A 17,103-nucleotide genomic window follows, 5' to 3' on the forward strand; every position below is an offset into this window, starting at 1 on the left:
ACGTGAAGCAGAAGGGGGTAGCTACCTAGCGCCGCCTGGACCAAGATCGGCAAGGGCATTAATCAGCACAGTCGTTTCAGCCTCGGTGCCTGCGGTCATACGCAGGTGTCCCTCGATGTGTAGATTGCGGATCAAGATACCCCGGGTTCGCAGCGCCTCAAACGTCGCGTCCGGGTTATCGAACCCACCCACAAGCAAGAAGTTCGCGCCAGAGGGGTGCACCCTGTACCCCATTTCAACAAGGGCAACCTCAAGACGATCACGTTGCGTGCGAATATCATCCACCGTCGCGAGCATCGTTGCGGAGTGTCGAATCGCTGCCGTTGCCGCCGCCTGCGTAAGAGCAGAGAGGTGATAGGGCAAGCGCACAAGACGGAGCGCATCAACAACAGCCGAATCAGCTGCCAAATACCCCAAACGCACACCAGCAAACGCAAACGCCTTACTCATAGTGCGAGAGACGAGCAGCCTGGGCCGACCCGGCAGCAGGGAAACTGCACTCTCGCGTTCAGCGTCGAATTCCTGATAGGCCTCGTCAACGATGAGAATGCCGTCAAAAGCATCGTAGGCAGCGAGAATCACTTCAGGCTCAAGAGGGTGCCCGTCGGGTTATTCGGTCCACACAGAATCGCAATGTCCGGGCGGTACTCTTCGAGCGCGGCAACTACCCCCTCTGGAGTAAGCGCATAGTCAGCCGGACGCGCAACGGGAATCCAGGCCGTGTCCGTGCCCGATGCAAGCAGCGGGTACATCGAGTAGGTCGGCGTGAAACTCAGCAGCGAACGGCCAGGGCCACCAAATGCCTGCAAGATCTGCTGCAGCACCTCGTTAGAACCGTTTGCAGCCCAGAGATTGTCGCTCGTCAGCCCCGCCCGAGGTAACCCGCCAGCGACTCGCGCAGCTCCAGAAATTCACGATCCGGATATCGATTGACACTTCGAACCGCCGCTTCGAGTGACTGCACAATGTCTGCGACCACGTCATCTGGGATCGGATGCGTGTTCTCGTTCACATTCAAGCTCACAGGAACCGGATCTTGCGGGGCTCCATAGGGCTCCAGGCCAACAAGATTGCTGCGAAGGGGAAGATCACTCAACTTGGTCACCTGACCAGTCTACGGGCTGAGAACGAGCAGCTAGGCTGCTGAATCAGCCTCAAGTTCATTCGCTGAGATCACATTCTTATTGTCGGAATAACGCAGGGGCACCGCCAAAGCCTGCCCAGCCTCTACATTAGACCCGCGGAGCTGGTTCAACTGGACGATCTCCGCGATAAGATCTCGCGGATCAACCTTCGGATCAAGCTCAGAAGCAAGGCTCCAAAGCGACTCACCCGGTTGGGCAACAACGTAATGAAACTGCTGCTTGTTCGAAGCAGAGTCAGTAGCAAAGGCTTGCGGGGAAAGAAGGGTGGCCGCGAACACCAGAAGCCCCGCCAGCACGAGCGCAATGAGCCCGCCCACAACCACACGCCCCCGGCGAGTCAATCGCAGACGCGCGGTGTCGCGTGCTTCCACAGCGTATGCATCATTCGCGTCATTCATGCGAGTGCCAGCCTGTCCAGCAACCGTTCGTGCGCTCATGGTGTCTTCCTTTCGCTTATGTTCGAACGGGAACCCATGTCGAACATCTGTTTCGAATATATCTTCGATGTTTCGAAATTACAAGCTTTTGTCGAACATATCTTTCGGTGAATTCTCGCGACACTCGAACATATGTTTGCCAGGCTTCAATCGAAGCCGCTAGGGTTTCGAACAACGACTTCACCCAACACCCGACCACTGACATTCACGGATTCGCCGCAACTTTCGAATCCACGACAAGTCAGTTCCCGTGTTACGCGAGGCCAGGTTCTGTAGACAAAGGAAAGGACGAGCGATGAGCACCGCAGCCACGCCCCGCCCAGCAAAATCCCTCACGGAGAAGCAGCAGGCGATTCTCGAGTTCATTGCTCGCTCCGTCGAGAGTCGCGGCTACCCGCCCAGCATGCGCGAAATTGGTGATGCCGTTGGCCTCTCGTCACTATCAAGCGTGACGCACCAGCTGAGCCGCCTCGAACTTGCGGGCTTCATTCGACGTGACCCCAATCGCCCCAGAGCCCTCGAAATCCTGATTGAGCTCGCTGAAACCAGCAGCGCCATCACTGACTCCCCGCAGATGCAGCCCGAAGACACCGCCTACGTGCCACTTGTTGGCCAGATCGCGGCCGGAGTGCCAATCACAGCAGACCAGCAAGTAGAGGAGCTCGTACCCCTACCCAGGCAGCTTGTTGGAGACGGGCAGCTCTTTATGCTCCGGGTTGTGGGCGACTCGATGATTGATGCCGCAATCTGCGACGGTGACTTCGTCGTCATCCGCCAACAACGCGAAGCCGAGAACGGCGACATCGTCGCCGCCATGCTCGACGGAGAAGCAACAGTAAAGGTCTTCCGTCGCCGTGACGGCCACACCTGGCTACTCCCCCGCAATAGCGCATTCGAGCCAATCCTTGGTGATCACGCGGAGGTACTCGGCAAGGTCGTTGCGGTGTTCCGCTCCGTCTAAAGATCCCTGCCACAATGCAGCTCTCCGGACACTCTGGAGAGCTGCATTTTTCCTCGATTTTTATTATTGTACTGAGTCCATTTAAACTCTGACTGTGACCAGTGAACTGACGACCACATCTCCCCTTGGCGCACCACACGTCTCCCGGGCCGCCATCAATCTCATGTGCGCTGGTTTTTCTCCGAGCTTCGTCCCATACGAGCGGGGGCTTGAACTCCAAGAGGGCGCCGTCGCAAAGCTTTCAAGTCCGACACCAGACGGCACACTCATCGTTCTTGAACACGAAGCTGTCTACACGGCGGGCCGTCGATCCCGACCCGAGGAGTTCCCCACCGATGGCACACCCGTGGTGCCCGTGGATCGCGGCGGGAAAGTGACCTGGCACGGCCCGGGGCAGCTTGTGGCATATCCCGTTGTGCGGTTGAGGAATCGTTTTGCGCTCGTGGATTTTGTGCGCGTTCTTGAACAGGTCATCATCGACGTCGCTGGTGGCTTTGGTGTCGAGGGCGTCATCATCGACGGGCGCACGGGGGTGTGGGCTAGGCCCGCGGGTCTCCCCGCTGAGAAGTTTGCGCAGATTGGCATTCGAGTGAGCGAGGGAATCGTCACCCACGGTCTGGCCATAAACTGCAGCAACTCCCTCGCACCGTTCAAGTCGTTTGTGCCCTGCGGCATCACAGACGCCGGCGTCACGACCCTGAGTCGTTTGGCAGGGCGCACAATCGCACCAAACGAGGTAGCGCCAACGCTTGCTGTACGCCTCACAGCCGCCCTTACGGAGGTCACACAGTGAGCGCAAGAAATCTCGGGTCACCATTCGCAGAAGGCCGCAAGCTTCTGCGCATCGAGGTGCGCAATGCTGAGACTCCAATCGAGCGGAAACCCGAGTGGATCAAGACCCGCGCCCGCCTGGGCCCCGAATACCAAAATCTGCAGGCGCTTGTGAAGCGAGAGGGTCTCAACACGGTGTGCCAGGAGGCAGGTTGCCCCAACATCTACGAGTGCTGGGAAGACCGCGAGGCGACCTTTTTGATTGGGGGTTCCATTTGCACGAGGCGGTGCGATTTCTGCCTGATCACTTCGGGCAAGCCACTAGCTCTCGACACAGACGAGCCGCGTCGCGTCGCCGAGTCCGTGCGCACAATGGGCCTTCGCTACGCCACGATTACCGGAGTCACTCGAGATGATTTACCCGACACGGGTGCCTGGCTGTACGCCGAAACGATCCGTCAGATCCACAAGCGCAACCCGGGTTCGGGCGTTGAGGTTCTCGCCGATGACCTTGGCGGACGCCCGGAGGATCTCGCCCAGGTATTTGAAACGGCACCGCAGGTATTCGCGCACAACCTCGAAACGGTCCCGCGTATCTTTAAGCGCATCCGCCCTGGCTTCCGCTACGACCGGTCTCTCAACGTCATTCGACAAGCACGAGACGCGGGCATGATCACCAAGTCAAATCTGATTCTCGGCATGGGCGAGGATCGCCGCGAAATCACTGACGCCATGCAGGAACTGCTTGATTCCGGGTGCGACATTCTGACTCTAACGCAGTATCTGCGTCCGTCGAAGTTGCACCACCCCATAGACAGGTGGGTGCGTCCACAGGAGTTCACCGAGCTGAGACTGGAAGCCGAAGAGATGGGTTTTGCTGCAGTACTCGCAGGCCCACTCGTGCGCTCATCGTACCGAGCGGGCCGACTCTGGGCGCAAGCAATGACGGCGAAGAGGCGTGAGATCCCAGAGTCGCTTCAACATCTCACAGACTCACCTGCCGGATTAGCCGCGCAAGCAATGTGATCTGATGCTAGCCCACCGGGCTCGGTGTCAGCAGGTTGAGCTCTCGCAGCACAGCGAGCACCTGTTCGTGGCGATTGAATGTGTAGAGGTGAATAGACGGCGCTCCACCCTCCAGCAGCTCCCTCGCCAGCGATACGGCATACTCAACACCGAGTTCTGGCGCGAACCCACCCTCGGCTTCCATTTCGTGTTCGAGTTCGGCGGGTGCCGGTTGACCCGCGAGCGAGGCAACCTTCCGCAGCTGTGCACTCGTGGACACCGGCATGAGTCCAGGGAGCACGGGGATGTGCAGTCCCGCAACACGCGCCTCAGCAACAAAGCTGAGGTAGTCGTCGGCTCGAAAGAACAGCTGCGTGATGGCGAACTGGGCACCCGCCTCTTGTTTAGCTATGAGCCAGTCGATGTCTTCAGAGCGAGATCTGGACTGGGGATGTCCGTTCGGGTAGGCAGCCACCACGGTTCTTCCGACGCTCGTGAGTGGCGGTCGGTCGGCCCGCACCTGCGAGATGATCTCTAAAAGCTCAACAGAGCTGGGAGAGCCAATGACACTCGGATCGTTCTCACTTGCACCGCGCGGCGGATCCCCACGCAGCGCGAGGAAGTCATGCACACCTGCATCCATGATTCCGTGGATGGTCTGGCGAAGCGCCCCTCGAGACTCCCCCACCGTAGTGAGGTGCGCAAGCGGGAGCGCAGTCGTGTTATTGCGTAGATACTTCAGCAGGTCTAGCGAGGCGTCACGATTTGATCCGTTTGCGCCGTATGTCACCGAGATAAAGTCGGGATCGGCAGCAGATAAGTGTTGCACCGCGTGACCAAGCGCGAGGGCTGCCGCACCATTACGCGCGGGAAACACCTCGAACGAAAAGCGTGCGCGCGTCGGCGCGCTGCCAGTGAGTAACGTTGCATTCATCGGATTGCCCCGTTCACCAGGGGTGCGCTGGGCGCTCCAACTGCGACGCCAGAAAGTTCTTCGGCAGCCAACTGGGTGCCGCGCACTCTGGCGGCAATTTTTGCGAAAGCTACATGACGCGCAAAGTCTGGCGATCCATGTCGCGGCTTCTCATCGATGAGATACGGCGAGAATCCACAGTCGTCCGTCGATCCAAGCAGCTCTGCCGGAATGAACCGGGCTGCCCGCACGAGATGATCCCGCACCTCTTCAGCCGTTTCAAGCTTCGGGCTCGTCGGATTTGTCACACCGATCAGCACCCGCGGAGCAGCGGCCTCCGCAGACAGAACACGAAGCTGTTTGCCGATGAGTCGCGCAACCCGATCGGGGTCGTGTTCGCTCGCCGACTGAACCAAAAAGTACCCGCCTCGATCTGAAAAAGCTCGGGGATCAGCTCAGCATAATCGACGTCCGCCGAGTGCGCCGAGTCGTTATCATTGCCCGGGCAGGTGTGCACTCCCACGGCCGACCGCTGTTCTGGTGTCAACTGATCAAGCACACGATTGATGAGGTCAATAAATCCACCCAGTGCATCAGGCCCCGCCCAGGGCGCCCGCACATCGCGGCGCAACGCAAGTCGCCCCTCTGTGAAGTCGATGCTCACCCGGGAAGCACCGGCCGAAAAGCATCGCCGTATGTCTTCGGCGCAGCCGCTGACGACGTCGTCAAGAAACTCTGATCGCGTATAGTCGCCGAGCCCGCCAGCAGGCACCATGAGCGACAGCATCGAGGGTGAGATGACAGCCTGCTTGAGCGGCAACGAAGTGAGCTGCCTCGCGACGCGCACATCATCAGCCGCCCACGCCCGAAAGACAAAAGGCCCTTCTGTAAGACTCGGAATCACACGGTGATGGCCGTCGGCAAATACGGCGAACACCGGCCCTTCATCAACTTCTTCTGTACCGAGAGGATAACTCGCAAAGCTCTGCCTGCGTTGTTCTCCGTCGCTCAGCACAGGAGATCCGGTCTCTTCCATGCGCTGCAGCGTGTCTCGCACAGCGAGGGCTTGCTCCGCTTCAAGCTCACTCTGAGGTGCTAGCCCGACTTCCGCGTCAAGCACAGCACGCTGCAGTCGCGCAGGCCTCGGTAGGCTACCCACCGGTTCCGTCGGCAGCGTGTGGCTTGGCCAGGAAGCCGGAGCTAGCGATTCAGCGAGCTGAGTCATTTATGCCTCACGCACCGCTTTGGCAGCCTGCACAAGGTTCGTCAAGCTTGCCACGGTTTCCTCGTACCCACGGGTCTTCAATCCACAGTCTGGATTGATCCAGAGCTGCTTGCCCGGAATTCGTTTCGCGGCGATGCGGATCAATTCAGACTGCTCGTCGATGCTCGGCACACGCGGTGAGTGGATGTCGTAGACACCAGGCCCGATGCCTCGAGAGTACCCGTGGTCACCCAGGGGCTCCACAACGTCCATGCGGCTGCGCGCCGCCTCGATGCTCGTGACATCAGCGTCGAGGCCGTCAACGGCGTCGATGATCTCGCCAAACTCGGAGTAACAGAGGTGTGTGTGGATCTGGACTTCGGGCGCAGCCCCTCCGGTCGCAAGCCGGAAAGATCCAACAGACCAGTCAAGGTAAGTTCCCTGGCGATTTGCATCAAGCGGCAGCAGCTCACGCAGCGCGGGCTCGTCTACCTGCACGATATTGATCCCGGCATCGACCAGATCATCAATCTCATCGCGGAGTGCGAGGGCGACCTGAGCCGCAGTGTCGCCGAGTGGCTGATCATCGCGAACGAACGACCAGGCAAGAATGGTCACGGGGCCTGTCAGCATACCCTTCACAGGCTGCTGCGTCAGCGACTGCGCGTAGGCCGACCACGCGACGGTCATCGGTGCGGGTCGCGAAACATCCCCCCACAGAATCGACGGACGCGTCGCACGGGTACCGTAAGACTGCACCCACCCGTTTTCGGTGACAGCAAACCCGTCGAGCAACTCAGCGAAGTACTGCACCATGTCATTGCGTTCAGCCTCGCCGTGCACCAGCACGTCGAGCCCAATCTCTTCCTGCAGTTTGATCACTCGTGCGATCTCATCGCGCAGGAAGCCGTCGTATGCGTCCTGGTCGATCTCCCCGCGACCAAACGCGGCCCGCGCCTTTCGGATTTCTCCGGTCTGCGGGAAAGAACCAATTGTGGTGGTGGCAAGGTTCGGGATGCTCAGTCCCTCCTGGGCCTCACGACGAGTGGCCTCGTCAGCGCGATTGCGATCCGCATCGGTCACAGCACCAACCCGACCACGCACACCTTCAACACGAACCCCGGGAGCGGCAGCACGATCTGCCAGGGCGGCCTCGGTTGCAGCGAGCTCGGGTTCGATTACGGCGGCCCCTTCGGCGAGTCCGCGCGCGAGCACGGCGACCTGCTCAACCTTCTGATCAGCGAAGGCAAGCCATGATTTCAGGCGCGCATCAAGTTTTGTTTCGTCGTTCACGTCGTGAGGCACGTGCTGCAGGTTGTTGGAGGTTCCCACAACCACGCTGATACCCGCGTCTTTGAGCCCAGCAAGCTGCGAAAATGCGGCCCGCAGGTCGGTGCGCCAAATGTTGCGGCCGTCTACAACACCCGCAACAAACTGCTTCTCACCAAGCGCACGCGCGAGTTCTCCCGTAACGAGCGCCTGCTGCGGCAGCGATCCACGCACGAGGTCTGCCTGCACGGCCTCCACCGGGAGCGCAGCGAGTCGGGTAAGCCCCGCAGAAGAGTCACCGTAGGGGGCTGTCAGCAGAATCTGCGGGCGCGAGGACGCACCACCGAGAGCTGCGTAGGCCTTCTCAACCAGCGCGAGTGCCTCTTCTCGCGACACCGAGAGCGAGTCAGAGACGAGCGCCGGCTCGTCTAGCTGCACCCAGCCTGCCCCGGCTGCGGCGAGCGCGCCCAGCAACTCGACATAAACCGCTACAACCTCGTCGAGGCGGCCAATGGGGCTAAACCCCTCTGCCGCGTCATCTGAAGCTTTTGCGAGCAAAAGATACGTCACCGGGCCTACGAGCACAGGGCGCGATTCGATCCCCTGTGCTGCTGCCTCTGCGACCTGGGCCACGAGAGCCGCTGGGTTTGCCACAAACGACGTGCGCTCGTCGATCTCAGGAACACTGTAGTGGTAGTTCGTGTCGAACCACTTCGTCATCTCAAGCGGCTGGTGATCCTTATCGCCCCGTGCAAGCGCAAAGTACGTGACCAGGTCGCTGCCCTGCACGTCATTGAAGCGGCTCGGGATCGCGCTCAGCGCGAGTGTCGCATCAAGCACCTGATCGTAGAAGCTAAAGCTCTCAGGCACCGCCCCGCCCTTGGCAGGAAGCCCGAGTTCGACCAGGCGGGCACGAGTTGCAGCGCGCAGCTCACGCGCGGTAGCGGTGAGATCTGCCTCGGACGAGTTTCCTTTCCAGAAGGATTCGATAGCTCGCTTCAGCTCGCGTCGTCGCCCCAAACGGGGGTAACCGAGAATCGTGGCGGTGGGCAATGGCGTCTTCGCAGTCATTCGAATCCTTGCGTATCGGGGCTAACGGTTTCGCCACGCGCTCTTTGCCTGGCTTCTCCAAGCTATCCGTCACCTCAGACATTCGACCCGAATATTTCACTGTATGAATTACGAATTATTACAGAGGTCACACAGGCTGCATCTCACAAGCGTTCAAATTCAAGGTTTTCCGCTGCCACACAGAATCAACTTGCCTGCAAGCGTCTAGATGACGTGATCGCCGAGCTTAGCGAGCATCTCCGCCGTAACAAACGCATGCACGCGTGTGCCCTCTTCGATGTAGTCAATAGACAACACACGATTGCGCTCGTGTAACTCAGCGACAAGCTCACCGCGATCGTAGGGCACCACAACTGTGACCTCCCGATCAGGAACGGGTAGTGTCGCGTCAATACGCTGCTTAAGCTCTTCGATCCCGTCGCCCGTTCGTGCCGAGACGAACACGGCGTCGGGAGCGAGCCCGTGCAGCACCAGTCGCTGCGAGTCATCGAGCAGGTCGACCTTGTTGAACACCACCAACTCTGGGATCGCTTGCCCGTCAACCTCGGCGATCACGTCACGCACTGTTCGCAGCTGAGCCGCGGGATCGGGGTGTGAACCATCAACAACGTGCAGGATCACATCGGCATCTGCAACCTCTTCGAATGTCGATCGGAACGCCTCGACAAGTTGGTGCGGCAGATTACGCACAAACCCAACGGTGTCGACGTAGGTAAAGCTACGACCATCATCGGTTTCGGCGTGACGCACCGCCGTGTCGAGCGTCGCGAAGAGCTGGTTCTGCACGAGTTCTTGCGTGCCGGTCAGCCTGTTCAGCAGACTCGATTTTCCTGCGTTGGTGTAGCCCGCAATCGCGACCGAGGGCACCTCGCCCCGCTTGCGATTCGCACGTTTCGCCTCGCGCGCGGGCGCAAATCCTTGAATCTGCTTGCGCAGCTTTGACATGCGGGTGTGAATCTTACGGCGATCCAGCTCCATCTTCGTCTCGCCGGGACCGCGCGACCCCATGCCAGCTCCCCTGAGCCAACCTGGCCACCGGCCTGACGAGACATCGACTCACCCCAGCCACGCAGTCGCGGCAGCAAATACTCGAGCTGGGCGAGCTCAACCTGCGCCTTGCCCTCGCGACTCTTCGCGTGCTGGCTGAAGATGTCGAGGATCACCGCGGTGCGATCAATCACCTTCACGTTGACGACGTCTTCCAGTGCACGACGCTGACTCGGCGCCAACTCTGTGTCGGCAATCACGGTGTCTGCTCCGACAGCGGCGACCAGATCGGCCAGCTCCTGAGCTTTGCCCTTGCCAAGGTAGGTCGCAGGATCAGGGTTCGCTCGGCGCTGCAGTAACCCGTCAAGCACCCGAGCCCCGGCTGTCTCGGCCAGCGCGGCTAGCTCGCGCAGCGAGTTCTCGGCGTCTTCGGTGGATTTCTGCGAGTAGATACCAATCAGCACAACATTCTCGAGTCGCAGTTGTCGGTATTCAACCTCAGTGACGTCTTCAAGTTCGGTGGACAGACCGACCACACGATTCAGCGAAGCGCGATCCTCACGATCCATGCGAATCGCATCAAGATCCCTCCCCAAAAAATCGTGGGATTCGTCACCGAGAGCCTGTGCACCGCTCGTCAGGTCGCGAATGACCGTGGCGGATGCGGCCTTGTCTGCGCGCGCAAGCACTCTATCGAGCGGATCTAAGCTTGCTGCGTGATCTTCGTCGTGGGCTGAGTCTTCTGAGAATTGCTTCGTCATCTGACCTCACAGTCTACGCGCACGAACCCTTCGCTGGGCTGGGATACTAGAACGGTGAACCAGCACTACTTTTCAGAGGCCCCACTTGGCGAATTCAAGCCGCGTGAAATCGATGTGCTGCTCGCGGGTGAAACCCGCTCTGTGGTGACCGCGGGTGGGGTCTTCAGCCCGGAACATCTGGATCGCGGCACCGAGATCCTGCTTCGCACACTCGCATCGGCCGGACAACCAGGATCGGGGCCCGCGCTCGATATTGGATGCGGTTGGGGTCCGATCGCACTGCACACAGCCCTTGAGAGCCCTGAGCGCGAGGTATGGGCGATCGACGTGAACGAGCGGTCACGCGAACTCACGCGCCTGAATGCCGATCGGCTTGGCGCATCGGCGCTGCGGGTCGCAGCGCCCGAAGACGTTCCCTCGGAGCTACTATTCGATGAAATCATTTCGAACCCACCGATCCGAGTTGGCAAAGAAGTGCTTCACGGGATCTTGCACCAGTGGCTCCCCAGGCTTGCACCAAAGGGGGTGGCCCACCTCGTGGTGGCCAAACACCTGGGCGCAGATTCTCTACAGCGTTGGATTGCTGCGGAGTTTACTGATCTCACCGTCGAGCGTGTGGCACGCGACAAGGGATTCAACGTGATTCGCGCGGCGCGGAAGGCTTAGTCAAGGCCAGTTAAATTTCAATCGTGCCGCTGTATACGAGCTCGGCGGGGCCACTCAGCGAAACGTGCTCCCCTTCCTCCGTCGGAAACATCCGAACAGCCAAACGCCCACCGGGCACATCAACCCGCCAATGGTTCGGCATGCCTTCGCCACCCCAGTGCCGAAATGCTAGAGCAGCGGCCGCCACCCCAGTACCGCAGGAGAGCGTCTCGCCGACGCCCCGCTCGTGCACACGCATTTTGATGCGGGCCACTCCGTCTTTCAGGAGGGGTTCATCTGGCACAACAAACTCGACGTTGGCGCCGTCTTCGGGGGCGGGATCAAGCGCGGGCGCTTTGGTGAGATCGAGCCCCATAAGCTCCCCCTCGTGAGCGAGGGCGGTTACGACATGGGGGTTGCCAAGATTGATGCCAAGTCCCGGGCGCGCAACCTCAAGACCGCTCGCCGCAACCAGCGGTTCTCCCCCATTCGCCAACGCCCAAGGTCCACGGTGTATCCACTTACACCCGCAAGCACGTCTTTAACGCCGGACCGAGTGCCGATGGGAAGTGTGTCGCGGCGCTCGGAAGAAACGAGCCCCTCGGTCACGAGGTAGTGCGCGTACACACGCACACCATTGCCGCACATCTCAGCGGGTGTACCGTCGGCGTTCCAGTAGTCCATGAACCATTCCGCTTCAGGCTCCTCTGCAAGGATCGCGGCTCCTTCGGGAATCGCGCGCGACCGAACGGCGCGAATCACACCATCGGCTCCGACACCGAACCGTCTGTCGCAGAGCTGACGAATTTGTTCGGGACTCAGCTCGATCTCACCCTCGGGGTCGGTGAAGAGCACAAAATCGTTACCGGTGCCGTGGCCCTTGGTGAATGAGAGAACCGTCATTCGTCTAGTCTATGGGGCGCCGACGAGTCTCAATCTTCAATGAGGCGTCGCCCCAGCACTCTGACATCAGCGATTTCATAGTTGAGGCGATCATAAAAGCTGAGCGCTTCGACGTTGTCGTTTCGCACCATCAACTGGGACTTGGGGCAGCCGAGCTCCTCCAACATGCCCTCAACCTCGCGCATGAGCGCGGCAGCGATTCCCCGTCCGCGATGGGTTGGTGCCGTAGCAAGGTAGTACGCCCAGCCGCGATGACCGTCGTAGCCCGCCATCACAGATCCGACGGTATCACCCGTCGAGTCGTCAACCGCGACCCGAAACAGTTCGGGCTGCACCCTGAGCTTACGCGCAATGTCTGCCCTCGGGTCATTCCAGGGTCGAGTCAGCCCGCAGGCCTCCCAGAGGGCGACTACGGCTTCGGTATCCGCGGGTTCGAACGCCCGGGTGTTGACACTCACGTAAGGTCCACCTCTTCAATGTTGGGCTCTGAGAGCCAGTCGACACCCGGGTACCGCTTAAACCAGCTCACCTGACGCCTCGCGTAGCGGCGCGTCAAGAGCTGGGTCTCCGCGATCGCGTCAGCCTCACTCATGGTGCCGGAGAGCTGAGCAAGCGCCTGCGCATAACCAATGGCTCGGCTCGCAGTCGGCCCCTGTTCGATGCCGCGCGGGATCAGCTCTCGCACCTCGTCGAGCAGCCCATCGGCCCACATCTGCTTCACGCGAAGATCGAGTCGCTCGACGAGGGTTGCGCGCTCCACCGCGACACCCAAGAGCCGCGTGCCCTCACACCAAAGCTTTGGCGTCTCGGGCAACGTGGCACTGGCGTCACCGCCGAGCTTGGCGACCTCAAGCGCGCGGACCACACGTCGGGGATTACGCGCGTCTACCTCTTCAGCAACTCGCGGGTTCAGCTCGCGCAACTGTTCCAGGAGTGCACCGGTACCCTGTGCGGCGAGTTCGGCTTCGAGCTGCGCCCGCAGTTCGTTGTCTCGTGGCGGAAACTTGAAGTCAAAGACAACGCTCGAGACGTACAGCCCTGAGCCGCCCACGAGGATCGCGTCGGCGCCTTTCTCAAGGGTCTCCGTGATGCGGGCGCGAGCCTCCGGCTGGTACCAGGCGACCGTCGCTTCTTCTGCGGGGTCACACACGTCAAAAAGGTGGTGCGGGATCCCTCGACGCTCATTGTCGGGCAGTTTCGCGGTGCCGATGTCCATGCCCCGGTAGAGCTGCATGGCGTCGGCGTTGACAATTTCAGCACTTCGACCTTTTGCTTTGATGGCCTCAGCGAGGTCAAGCGACAGCGCCGACTTTCCGGTTCCCGTTGCACCGACGATCCCCCATAGCCGGGGCGCGATCATCGGGCGCGAATGGTTGGGAGCCCGAGATTTACCACTCCCGGGGTTACGCCCGGGGTCGGCACACCGCAACTCTCTGCCTGGCGCCGATCGTAGGCGTCACCTGCGCGCGTGCGGCGCACGGCGTACACACCGGGCACCTCGTCTGCGACAACGAAGAAGGATCCAGCAGAAGTTACCTGAACCGTCACGACATCACCCGGGCGCGGCACCTCGGCACCCTCGGGCAACGCAAAGTGTACGAGCCTGTTGTCTTCCGCACGCCCGGAGAGCCGATGGGTGGCCGAGTCTTTGCGCCCCTCACTGACTGATACGAGCACCTTGACTTGCTGGCCAATCTGCGCCTCGTTCTCTTCGAGGGAGAGCCGTTCTTGCAGGGCCATGAGGCGCTCATAGCGTTCCTGCACGACCTTCTTGGGCACCTGGTTATCCATTGTCGCAGCGGGTGTGCCCGGCCTGATCGAATACTGGAAGGTAAACGCACTCGCAAAACGCGAGTTTTCAACGACACGCATGGTGTCTTCGAAATCTTCGTCGGTCTCGCCGGGGAACCCGACGATGATGTCGGTGGTGATAGCCGCGTTCGGAATCAGCTGGCGAACCTCGTCAAGAATGCCAAGGAACTTCTTGGAACGGTAGGAGCGCTTCATCGCCTTCAGGATCGAGTCTGATCCCGATTGAAGCGGCATGTGCAACGAGGGCATCACGTTGGGGTCTCCGCCATCGCCTCAATCACATCGGTGGTGAAGGCGGCGGGGTGCGGACTGGTGAATCGCACACGCTCAAGACCCTCGATTTCACCCATCGCCCGCAGCAGCTTACTAAAAGCATGGCGGTCACCGAACTCCACACCGTAGGTGTTGACGTTCTGCCCAAGCAGCGTGATCTCGATCGCGCCGTCGTCTACGAGAGCTTGCACTTCGGCGAGCACATCACCGGGCCTGCGATCCTTTTCCTTGCCACGCAGCGCGGGGACGATGCAGAACGTGCAGGTGTTGTTGCACCCGACAGAAATCGAGACCCAGCCGCTCGAAGCAGAGTCACGCTTGGTCGGAAGAGTCGACGGAAACACCTCGAGCGATTCAAGAATCTCAACTTGAGCTTCTTGGTTGTGTCGAGCTCGCTCAAGCAGGGCAGGCAGCGACCCCATATTGTGGGTGCCAAAGACCACGTCAACCCAGGGTGCTTTCTCCACGATGACGCCCTGGTCTTTCTGAGCGAGGCAGCCCCCAACGGCGATCTGCATGTCTGTGCGCTCACGTTTGATGCTTGCAAGTTGCCCCAGGTTGCCGTAAAGCTTGTTTGCCGCGTTCTCTCGCACCGCACAGGTGTTGATCACAATCACATCGGCCTGCTCAGCATCATCTGCCGCAATGTAACCGGCCGCTTCCAGCGAACCGGAGAGCCGTTCGGAGTCGTGCACGTTCATCTGGCACCCCAGAGTGCGCACCGTATAGCTACGGGGGCTGCCGTCTGCCCGCAGGGCAGCGGGCGAAGGATCAATCACTGTGGGGTCAGCGGATGCGAGACTCATGAGAACAAGTGTATTGCGCCGCGCGTGGAGATTTGCTCAGCGAAAGCGAACGCCACTGCCGGTCCCTCCCGCACCGTCGAGTGCTTCCCGTACGGCACGGGTCGCGGGCTCCCCTGACCATCCCCGACGCGCGAGAAACCCGAGCAATCGACGCTCTGCCGTCACACGATCAAGATCTTGCATGCGACGCGCTCGCTCCTCGGCGGTGGCACGCAACAGCGCAAACTCTTCATCGTCATCAAGTTCGTCCAGAGTGGCCTCAATAACGTTGTCCGGAAGCCTGCGTGCCTTTAGCTTCACCCGAATTTGCGAGCGACTCGCTCGTTTGGAATCGCGCAGCTTCTCTGTGACGGCCCGCGCAAGACCCGCATCGTCAAGGTACAGGTTCTGCTCGAACTCGCCAATGACAACTTCAACTTCGGCTGTCTCGTACCCAGCACGCAGCAGTTCTTCTTGCAACTCTCCACTCGACTTAGCTTTGCGTGCCAACATTTTGACCGCCTGCTCAGAGATATCTGGAAGAGACTCTTCCGTCGCCGGTTGCGCAACAGACTCGTCATCTTCGCCTGCGGGGTCAGCAACGACTCCAGCCCAGGGTCCAGAGACAAGCACCGATTCATCAATCCGTGCCCGAGTCGGTTCAGGCATCGTTGGAGTGTCAGCTTCGCTACCAGCAGGCTGCTCAGCGTTGTTCCAAGCAACGGGAGAGTCGGCTATGCCATCCGTTGCAGATACCTTCCACTCCCGCTGTCGAAGCAGGGAGCGCAATTCGATCACCTCAGCCAGATTCTTGCGATCCGGCTTCGAAACTGCCGGCTCCTCACTCGGAGCCGGCAGAAACCGCACAGCCATGATTGTTACGCGCTCGCTCGATTATCGTCAGCCGCAGGTAGCGAAGCTGACTTGGTTGCGTTTTGAGCTGCCTCAGGCTCAGCACCACGACCGTTCACACCCAGCTTGGTGAGAATCTTCTCTTCAAGCTCGGTCGCGATATCAGGGTGTTCGATGAGGAAACGTCGGGCATTCTCCATGCCCTGCCCCAGCTGGTCACCGTCGTAGGTAAACCAGGCACCGCTCTTCTTCACGAGGCCCTGCTCCACACCGTAATCGATCAGCGAGCCCTCGCGTGAGATGCCAATACCGTAGAGGATGTCAAACTCCGCCTGCTTGAAGGGCGGTGCCATCTTGTTCTTCACGACCTTGACTCGAGTGCGGTTGCCAACCGCGTCGGTGCCATCTTTAAGGGTTTGAATGCGGCGAATGTCTAGACGTACCGAAGCGTAGAACTTCAGTGCTTTACCACCCGAGGTAGTTTCGGGGCTGCCAAAGAAGACGCCAATCTTTTCGCGCAGTTGGTTAATGAAGATGCAGGTGGTATTGGTGGCGTTCAAGCTGCCCGTGATCTTACGCAGAGCCTGGGACATCAAACGCGCTTGCAGACCAACGTGGCTATCGCCCATCTCGCCGTCGATCTCGGCCTTCGGCACGAGTGCTGCCACGGAGTCGATAACTACCAGGTCAACCGAACCAGAACGAATCAACATGTCAGCGATCTCAAGCGCCTGCTCGCCCGTATCGGGCTGAGCAACCAGCAGTGAGTCGATGTCAACACCCAGCTTTTTTGCGTATTCAGGATCGAGCGCGTGCTCGGCATCGATGAACGCTGCGATACCACCGAGTCGCTGCGCGTTCGCGATGGCGTGCAGCGTGAGTGTCGTTTTACCCGAGGATTCAGGTCCGTAAATCTCAATCACGCGGCCACGGGGCAAACCGCCAATACCGAGCGCAACGTCAAGCGCGACTGAACCAGTCGGAATCACCTCAACAGGAGCACGTTCAGCGCTGCCCATGCGCATAACGGCGCCCTTGCCAAAGTTTTTATCGATCTGAGCGAGTGCGGCTTCGAGCGCCTTTTCGCGATCTTTGGGTGCTGCCATGTTCTTGCTCCTTCAGTGTGCGCGGCGCCGCCGCTGGGTTGCTGCCTACCGACTGTCTTGACCCGGGAGGGCAGACAAGGCGTTGGTGGCCATCTGTTTTTAACCCTAGAAGGAGCCACTGACATTCACGGCCAGGGGCGCAAATCTGTGGAAAAGGCCCAGACAAACTCACCTGTGGACGAAGTTAGCACCATTCGAACACA

13 protein-coding genes and 4 pseudogenes are annotated in these 17,103 nt (G+C 60.1%); 4 read left to right on the forward strand and 13 right to left on the reverse strand.

Going from position 1 to position 17,103, the window contains the following annotated elements; all coding sequences use genetic code 11:
- Positions 1-21 precede the first annotated feature (21 nt).
- Positions 22-1,105: pseudogene (locus G7066_RS09700) on the reverse strand (histidinol-phosphate transaminase).
- Between the two features lie 30 nt (positions 1,106-1,135).
- Positions 1,136-1,582, reverse strand: a complete 447-nt coding sequence (locus G7066_RS09705; RefSeq protein WP_244302895.1) for a LysM peptidoglycan-binding domain-containing protein — start codon at positions 1,580-1,582, stop codon at positions 1,136-1,138.
- Positions 1,583-1,877: 295 nt separating this feature from the next.
- Between G7066_RS09705 and lexA the strand changes: the two genes are divergently transcribed.
- The 3 genes from lexA to lipA all read left to right on the forward strand — a co-directional run bounded on the left by lexA (position 1,878) and on the right by lipA (position 4,340).
- Positions 1,878-2,543 (forward strand): transcriptional repressor LexA, encoded by a 666-nt coding sequence (lexA, locus tag G7066_RS09710; protein ID WP_166330742.1) that lies wholly within the window; start codon positions 1,878-1,880, stop codon positions 2,541-2,543.
- Between the two features lie 94 nt (positions 2,544-2,637).
- The gene (gene lipB / locus G7066_RS09715) at positions 2,638-3,336 is read left to right on the forward strand and encodes a lipoyl(octanoyl) transferase LipB (RefSeq protein WP_244302896.1); all 699 of its coding nucleotides are present in this window, start codon (positions 2,638-2,640) and stop codon (positions 3,334-3,336) included.
- Positions 3,333-4,340 (forward strand): lipoyl synthase, encoded by a 1,008-nt coding sequence (gene lipA, locus G7066_RS09720; protein ID WP_166330744.1) that lies wholly within the window; start codon positions 3,333-3,335, stop codon positions 4,338-4,340. The genes lipB and lipA overlap by 4 nt, the downstream gene beginning before the upstream one ends.
- 7 nt (positions 4,341-4,347) lie before the next feature.
- Here lipA and G7066_RS09725 read toward each other — a convergent pair whose 3' ends face one another.
- The 5 genes and pseudogenes from G7066_RS09725 to hflX all read right to left on the reverse strand — a co-directional run bounded on the left by G7066_RS09725 (position 4,348) and on the right by hflX (position 10,524).
- Positions 4,348-5,253: a methylenetetrahydrofolate reductase gene (locus G7066_RS09725; RefSeq protein WP_166330746.1), complete on the reverse strand. Its 906-nt coding sequence runs from the start codon at positions 5,251-5,253 to the stop codon at positions 4,348-4,350.
- Positions 5,250-5,552, reverse strand: coding sequence for a hypothetical protein (locus tag G7066_RS16205; protein ID WP_244302897.1), 303 nt, complete (start codon positions 5,550-5,552; stop codon positions 5,250-5,252). Before G7066_RS16205 ends, G7066_RS09725 begins: the two co-directional genes overlap by 4 nt.
- On the reverse strand, positions 5,546-6,457 hold the full coding sequence (locus tag G7066_RS09730) for a uroporphyrinogen decarboxylase/cobalamine-independent methonine synthase family protein (protein ID WP_244302898.1): 912 nt from the start codon (positions 6,455-6,457) through the stop codon (positions 5,546-5,548). The genes G7066_RS16205 and G7066_RS09730 overlap by 7 nt, the downstream gene beginning before the upstream one ends.
- Positions 6,458-8,776 carry a 5-methyltetrahydropteroyltriglutamate--homocysteine S-methyltransferase gene (gene metE / locus G7066_RS09735; RefSeq protein ID WP_166330749.1) on the reverse strand — a complete coding sequence of 773 codons (2,319 nt, stop codon included), beginning with the start codon at positions 8,774-8,776 and terminating at the stop codon, positions 6,458-6,460.
- Positions 8,777-8,980: 204 nt separating this feature from the next.
- Positions 8,981-10,524: pseudogene (gene hflX, locus G7066_RS09740) on the reverse strand (GTPase HflX).
- Positions 10,525-10,578: 54 nt separating this feature from the next.
- Here hflX and G7066_RS09745 point away from each other — a divergent pair.
- Positions 10,579-11,190, forward strand: coding sequence for a class I SAM-dependent methyltransferase (locus G7066_RS09745; protein ID WP_166330751.1), 612 nt, complete (start codon positions 10,579-10,581; stop codon positions 11,188-11,190).
- A 10-nt stretch (positions 11,191-11,200) separates the two neighbouring features.
- On the opposite strand, the pseudogene dapF reads toward G7066_RS09745, so the two are convergent.
- The 6 genes and pseudogenes from dapF to recA form a co-directional block, all read right to left on the reverse strand.
- Positions 11,201-12,072: pseudogene (gene dapF / locus G7066_RS09750) on the reverse strand (diaminopimelate epimerase).
- Positions 12,073-12,101: 29 nt separating this feature from the next.
- Positions 12,102-12,530: a GNAT family acetyltransferase gene (locus G7066_RS09755; RefSeq protein WP_166330753.1), complete on the reverse strand. Its 429-nt coding sequence runs from the start codon at positions 12,528-12,530 to the stop codon at positions 12,102-12,104.
- A complete protein-coding gene (gene miaA / locus G7066_RS09760; protein WP_166330755.1) occupies positions 12,527-13,432 on the reverse strand; it encodes a tRNA (adenosine(37)-N6)-dimethylallyltransferase MiaA in 906 nt (301 codons plus the stop codon). Before miaA ends, G7066_RS09755 begins: the two co-directional genes overlap by 4 nt.
- Positions 13,429-14,963 (reverse strand): annotated as a pseudogene (gene miaB, locus G7066_RS09765) (tRNA (N6-isopentenyl adenosine(37)-C2)-methylthiotransferase MiaB). The gene miaA and the pseudogene miaB overlap by 4 nt, the downstream one beginning before the upstream one ends.
- Before the next feature lie 36 nt (positions 14,964-14,999).
- Entirely contained in the window at positions 15,000-15,815 is an 816-nt protein-coding gene (locus G7066_RS09770) for a regulatory protein RecX (protein WP_166330757.1), read from the reverse strand.
- Positions 15,816-15,820: 5 nt separating this feature from the next.
- Positions 15,821-16,900, reverse strand: coding sequence for a recombinase RecA (gene recA / locus G7066_RS09775; RefSeq protein WP_166330759.1), 1,080 nt, complete (start codon positions 16,898-16,900; stop codon positions 15,821-15,823).
- Between the last annotated feature and the right edge of the window lie 203 nt (positions 16,901-17,103).

The organism is Leucobacter coleopterorum, from assembly GCF_011382985.1.
Lineage (GTDB): Bacteria > Actinomycetota > Actinomycetes > Actinomycetales > Microbacteriaceae > Leucobacter > Leucobacter coleopterorum.